Source organism: Buchananella sp. 103232, assembly GCF_058725725.1.
The window spans coordinates 42,232-48,231 of record NZ_JBZXJM010000010.1; the positions used below are offsets into that span (position 1 = coordinate 42,232).

The 6,000-nt window shown below is 69.9% G+C and carries 3 protein-coding genes; 1 reads left to right on the forward strand and 2 read right to left on the reverse strand.

Features of this window, described 5'->3' with window-relative positions; all coding sequences use genetic code 11:
* Window positions 1-268 precede the first annotated feature (268 nt).
* Window positions 269-1,999, forward strand: a complete 1,731-nt coding sequence (locus AC4PWQ_RS01575; protein ID WP_492089577.1) for a Cys-Gln thioester bond-forming surface protein — start codon at window positions 269-271, stop codon at window positions 1,997-1,999.
* Between the two features lie 330 nt (window positions 2,000-2,329).
* Here AC4PWQ_RS01575 and AC4PWQ_RS01580 read toward each other — a convergent pair whose 3' ends face one another.
* Both AC4PWQ_RS01580 and AC4PWQ_RS01585 read right to left on the reverse strand, forming a co-directional pair.
* The gene (locus AC4PWQ_RS01580) at window positions 2,330-4,066 is read right to left on the reverse strand and encodes an ABC transporter ATP-binding protein (protein ID WP_492089578.1); all 1,737 of its coding nucleotides are present in this window, start codon (window positions 4,064-4,066) and stop codon (window positions 2,330-2,332) included.
* A complete protein-coding gene (locus AC4PWQ_RS01585) occupies window positions 4,063-5,910 on the reverse strand; it encodes an ABC transporter transmembrane domain-containing protein (protein ID WP_492089579.1) in 1,848 nt (615 codons plus the stop codon). The genes AC4PWQ_RS01580 and AC4PWQ_RS01585 overlap by 4 nt, the downstream gene beginning before the upstream one ends.
* Window positions 5,911-6,000: the final 90 nt, after the last annotated feature.

The following is a 6,000-nucleotide window of genomic DNA, read 5'->3' on the forward strand; positions in this document are numbered from 1 at the left end:
GAGCTGCGTTCAGGCAGCACGGAGGAGTACCGGCCCCGCATGGCGGCATGGCGGGCGAGCCCGGGCACCAAGCCGCCGCCTCGCGGTTGTTCCGGACCTACTCATTGGAAAGACGCGGGAAAGTCGACCACCCATGTCGATGCAGACCTGTATCGAGTGGGGGCGGCAAATCGTGTGGAAAACAGTTTTCCCCAGGTTTAGTTGGGTGTGTTTGCGGGCGTCTTGACAAAGTAAAAGAGTTGGGGGTGGCTCACAGAAAGGTTGCGTAATGCTGTCCTCCCCAAACGCGCTAACGCCAGAACAAACCTCACGCTTTAGCGGCCCCGCCCCGGGGCGTCACGGCGACCAGCGTCCCAAGCCGCCGTGGTTCAAGCGGGCCGGCGCGAAGTGGGGAGGAAGCCTCACCGCCGTGTTGGCGGCCCTCCTGCTGGTCCTGGCATACCTTCCGGGTTCCTCTGGTTCCGCCAACGCGGCGCAAAACTACACCGTCATCAACGGGATCGAGGGAGTGAAGATCAACTTCCCCAACAATGGCCTGGTGCAGGCCGGTCTCATTAGCCTGGCCGGCCCCGACGGCGAGGTCCTCAAGGCGTACTGCGTGGACGTCACCGCCTGGCTCGGCACCACCTACGAGGTGGCCATTGACGGCAGCCAGGTGATGAACCAGTACGGTCCGCAGGTCCGCACGATCCTGGAGCGTTCCTACCCCCACCTGAGCCCGAGCCAGGTGGCCGGCCTGTACGGCGTGTCACTGCCTGCTGCGAGCCCGGAGCAGCTGGCCGCCCTGACCGCCACCGCTACCCAGGTGGCCATCTGGAACTTCGCCCACGGCTTCCGTTACGGGGGAGTGGACTCCTCGCTGCCCGCAGATCAGGAGCAGTACGTCAGCACCCTCTCCGCGTTGCTGATCGACGACGCGCTGAACAACCCCACGACGCCGCCGGCCAGCGCCCGCGTGTACGGGCCGCAGACTGCGGAGCCCATCCGGGTCGGTGACTACTGGGTGGTCGGCCCGTTCCACGTGGCCCAGTCCGAGGGCGCGCAGGAGGCGGATGCGGCCGCTGCCCTCCTGGCGGACGACACCAACGGCGTCCACGTCACCGCATCGGGCCTGGCAATCTTCTCCACCCAGCCCGGCCAGGACGAGGTAATCACCCCCGAGACGGAGTCCCCCGTTCTCGGCGACCTGCAAGGCCCGGACGTGCCCGGTTCGATCATCCCCGCCGGTGGGTCCGAGCCGAACCACCTGCCCAAGATCGACGCGGCTGTGAACTACCGTGCCCCGTTCTACGTGGCCGTTGCCCCCGGTGTGGCCGGACGGCCCGCGTCCGTGAACGTCGGCGTGAATGCCGCGCCGTTCTCCGTGGATGCCTCCATCGGCACCGTGCTGGTGCAGGCGGGCCACCAGAGCCTGGTCGTGGCCGACTTCGCCCCGCAGACCGGCCAGCCCTCGCTGCTGAACATCAACTGGGCTGGCCCGGGGGAGACCCCGCCGCCTTTCTGCGAGGAGCCGACCCCGACTCCCACGCCCACTCCGACGCCGACGCCGACCCCGACCCCGACGCCGACCCCGACCCCGACCCCGACCCCGACCCCGACGCCGACCCCGACGCCGACTCCCACTCCGACGCCGACGCCGACGCCGACCCCGACTCCGACGCCGACTCCCACGCCGACCCCGACGCCGACCCCGACACCGACCCCGACGCCAACTCTGACTCCGACTCCGACTCCCACGCCGACGCCGCCTGGACCGAACGTGCAGCCGAGCCCGACTCCGACGCCTACGCCGACTCCCACGCCGACTCCCACGCCGACCCCGACTCCCACGCCGACCCCGTCTACTAGCGTGCCGCCGTCGGTGCCCCCGACCGTTCCGCCGCCGCCGGCTCCGCCGGCGCTGGCCAAGACCGGTGGTGCGGTGTCTCAGACGCTGCTGGCCGCTGGCCTGGTAGCCACCGCTGGTGCCTGGCTGGTAATCCGCCGCCGCTCCGCCTAACGCGCGGACCTAAGAACTTCACTGGCTGCCCCGCACCGGGTGCACGAGGATAAGGGAAGGGTGCATTTGGTGCAGAAGCCAGCGGAACACCGCGTTCACGCGGTGGCCGCAGCGGAAGTGGGCAGCCAGTGGAGACCTGGGGAGCTTTTCTCTCCCGTTTAGCTCCCCAGGTCTGGGAAGGAAAAACGGCGGCGCCGCAGGCGCCGCCGCCTAGGCCCCGGTCCGCACCCCGAAAGGGTGCAGACCGGGGCCGACTGGTGTCTCGGGAACCTACCGCCCAGGGCCTATGGGACCCCACGACGGCCCTGGGCGGCGACCAGCCCGATTGCGTTACTCGTGCTGCCAGGACGCCCACAGGGAGGCGTACTCGCCCCCTGCGGCCACGAGCTCTTCGTGGGAGCCCAGCTCCGCGATCCGCCCGTCGATCACCACCGCCACGCGATCGGCGTCGTGCGCCGTGTGCAGGCGGTGGGCGATCGCCACCACGGTCCGGCCCGTCAGGACCGCGTTCAGGGACGCCTCCAGCGAGCGGGCCGCGCGCGGGTCGAGCAGGCTGGTGGCCTCGTCCAGGATCAGCGTGTGCGGGTCCAGCAGCAACAAGCGGGCCAGGGCGATCTCCTGCGCCTTGGCGGGGTCCAGCTCCTTGGCGCCGGAGCCCACCTTGGTGAACATGCCGTCCTCCAGGGCGCTGACCCACTCCCAGGAACCGACCACGCGCAGGGCGCGCTCGATCTCCTCATCGGTCGCGTCGGCCTTCGCCAGACGCAGGTTGTCTGCGATCGTGCCCACGAAAACGTGGTGCTCCTGGGTGACCAGGGCGACGTTCTTGCGCAGCTCGGCCTCGGTGAGGTCGGTGAGCTCCACCCCACCGACCCGCACGGAACCGGTGGTGGGGCCGTGGATGCCGGCCAGCATGCGGCCCAGCGTGGACTTCCCGGAGCCGGAGGGCCCCACCACCGCCAGACGCTCGCCGGGGCGCAGGTCGAGGCTGACCCCGTGCAGCACCGGGCGGCCCGGCACGTACTCGTAGGTGACGTCCCTGATACTCAGCTCAGAGCCGGTGGGCTTCTGGCCGGTCGGGGTGCGGTCGGCGGGCACGTCCTCCACGCCGTAGATGCGGGAGAGGGATGCGGTGGAGGTCTGAATCTCGTCGATCCAGAACGACAGCTCCCCGAGGGGGCTGCGCAGCTGGTTGGCGTACATCGCCACGGTGGTGATCGCACCGATGGTGGTCACGCCCTGATCCAGCAGGAACGCCCCCCACAGCACCACGGCCGCGACCGGGACGTAGAGCCAAAAGCTGACGGAGGTGATGATCCCGATGCGCAGGTAGGAGGTGTAGACCTCCAGGCGCCACATCTCGGTGATGGAGCGGTCGGTCAGGTCGCGGCGCACCCCGGCGATGCCAAGGGCGTCGATGGTGTCGGCGTGCTCCACGCTTTCGGTAACCACCCCGGCCATGCGGGAGTAGGCGGCCGACGTGGCACGGTAGGCCACCACGGCGCGGCGCAGATACCAGCGCATCACTACCCAAATGGCGGGCAGTCCCACCAGCATCGCCAGGGAGAGCAGCGGGCTGATCAGGATGGTGGCGGCGAAGGTGAAGATCACGGTCACGGCGATCACCAGCACGCGCGGCAGTCCGAAGCGCACCACCCACTGGATTCGTCCTACGTCGTTGGTGGCGCGGCCAAGCAGGTCGCCCGTGCCGGCCTTCTCCACCTCAGACAACGGCAGGTGCGCCACGGCGTGGAGCAGGCGTTCGCGGACGGTAGCGAAGACGCTTTCGCCCATGATCATGGCCATCCGGCTGGCGAAGAATGCCAGCAGTGCCTGCAGGGTGACGGCGCCGGCCGCTGCGAGGGCGGCGCTGTCCACGAACGCGCCATCGCCGCCGGCACTTACGTGGTCCACCAGCCTGCCGAGCAGGAACGGGGTGGCCAGGCCCGCCAGCGCCACCGAGATCTGTAGCGCGGTGACCAGGGTCAGGCTGCCCCGGTACTGGGTAAGGAGCGCGGAGACGTTCTTGCGCACACGCTTGCTGCTTGCAACGGGTAGCTGGCTCATCGCTCTTCTCCCTTCTTCAGTCCGGCCTGGTCAGGTGTGGCGCTGCCCTCCGGGGCGTCGCCCGCGCTTCTGGAGACCACGTCGCGGTAGGCCAGGCCGTCGGCCTCCCCGCGCCGGGCCGCAGCTAGCAGTTCGCGGTGGGTGGATACCACCGGAGTGGCCGACGTTCCCGCCGGCGCCCGCTCCACCCCGGCCTGCGAAACCTCGGCCGGCTCAGAGTCGGCTTGTCCGTTCTCCGCGGCGGCGGCCAGCGCGGTGGCGGGCAGGAAGATCACCTGCTCGGCCTGCTCCAGCACCAGGGGAGAGGCGGAGATCACCACGGTGGTGCGCCCGGCACGCTCGGAGCGCAGGGCGGCGGCGATGCGCATCTCGGTGTGCGCGTCCACGGCGGAAGTGGGCTCCACCAGGATCAGCACCGGGGCGTTGGTGGCCAGGGTGCGGGCCAGGGCTACGCGCTGGCGTTGACCACCGGAAAGGGAGCGTCCCTTCTCGGTGATCGTGCCGCCCAGGCCGCGCGGCAGGGAGGAGCGCACGTCGTGCGCGTCGGCGGCGGCCAGGGCGTCGTCCAACGCCGCGTCCACCGGCAGGTGCTCGGGCTGGACGCGGTCGCGCGAGACCTCGCCGCTGTGCTCGGCCTCCCGCTCCACCTCCACCAACTCCGCAGTCTGGTAGGGGGCGACGTCGGCGAAGCTGGCGTCCAGGTTGGAGCGCAGCGAGCCGGCAAAGAGCTGCGCGGTGGCGTGCGAGTGCACGATCGCCGCACGCACTGCCGGCAGCGAAAGCTCACGCAGGTCGGTGCCGTTCAGCGTCACCGGCCCCTGGGAGTCATCCAGGCGGGCCAGGCGCGCGGCCAGCGCGGCGCTCGCGGACGGATCGGGGCTCACCACCACGGTCAGCTTGCCGGGCTGGATGCGCACCCCGGTGCGGTGATCCACCAGCTCGCCGCCGATGCCCGCCAAGTGGTGTGTCACCGCGCCCACCCCATTGGGGTTGGCCGTTCCCGCTGCGTGAGGTCCCGCAGCCGGCGCAGGCGCAGGTTCGCCCGTCCCGGCAGCGTGTGCCGTGCCGGTGGATCCATCGCGCACGGCGTCGTCGCTCGGGCCAGCCAAGGGGGCGGCTGACTGCGCGGGCGCGGCGGGCGGAACGTCGTCCATCTGGGCGCCCAGCGCGGCGGTCGGGGCAACGGACATCGCGCTGCGCTCCGCCAGGTTGCCCGCCAGCGGCTCGACCGCCATGATCGCGGCCACGCGCTTAGCGGCCACCCAGCCGCGCGTGGCGGACCGGACGAACTGAGAGGTCTGCTGCAGCGGGAAGGCAAGGTAGACCGTGAAGCCAACGAACGTGATCAGCTGCCCCACCGTCAGCTGCCCTGCCACCGCCAAGTGGGCGGCCCGCCAGATCACCAGCGCCGTGAACAGGCCCGGCAGCAGCGTCTGCAACGAAACCAGCAGGGAGAACGGGGCGGCCACCTTCACGCCAGCCTGGCGCACCTTCTGCGACTGGGCGCGGTAGCCGGCAGAGAACATCTCCTCGCCGCCAATACCGCGCAGGATCCGCAAACCAGCCACCGTGTCAGTGGCCAGCGTGGTCAGGTCACCGTCGGCCTTGCGCTGCAACTCCTGGCGGCTCTGCAGCGGCTTGGAGAGCAGCGCCAACACCGCCATCTGCGTGGGCAGCCCAATCGCCACCAGCAGAGCCAGCTGCGGCGAATCGCGGAACATCAACACCGTCACCAGCACGGCCACCGCGTTGACACCGATCAGGTTCGGGATGGCGCTGACGAAATCGGCCAGCCGGTTGACGTCGGAGGAGACCGTGGTGGTGACCTCGCTGAAGCGGCGCACGAAAAACGTCTATGGGTCCCAAGAGACTCGTTGTCACGGTAGGCGATTTGCCAATATCGGCCGCATATGAAGTTCAGGCTATGCATAAAC

Excerpts from the sequence above, each read along its gene's own strand:
- AC4PWQ_RS01575 (WP_492089577.1), top strand. The coding sequence starts at position 269 with ATGCTGTCCTCCCCAAACGCGCTAACGCCAGAACAAACCTCACGCTTT.
- AC4PWQ_RS01580 (WP_492089578.1), bottom strand. The coding sequence starts at position 4,066 with ATGAGCCAGCTACCCGTTGCAAGCAGCAAGCGTGTGCGCAAGAACGTC.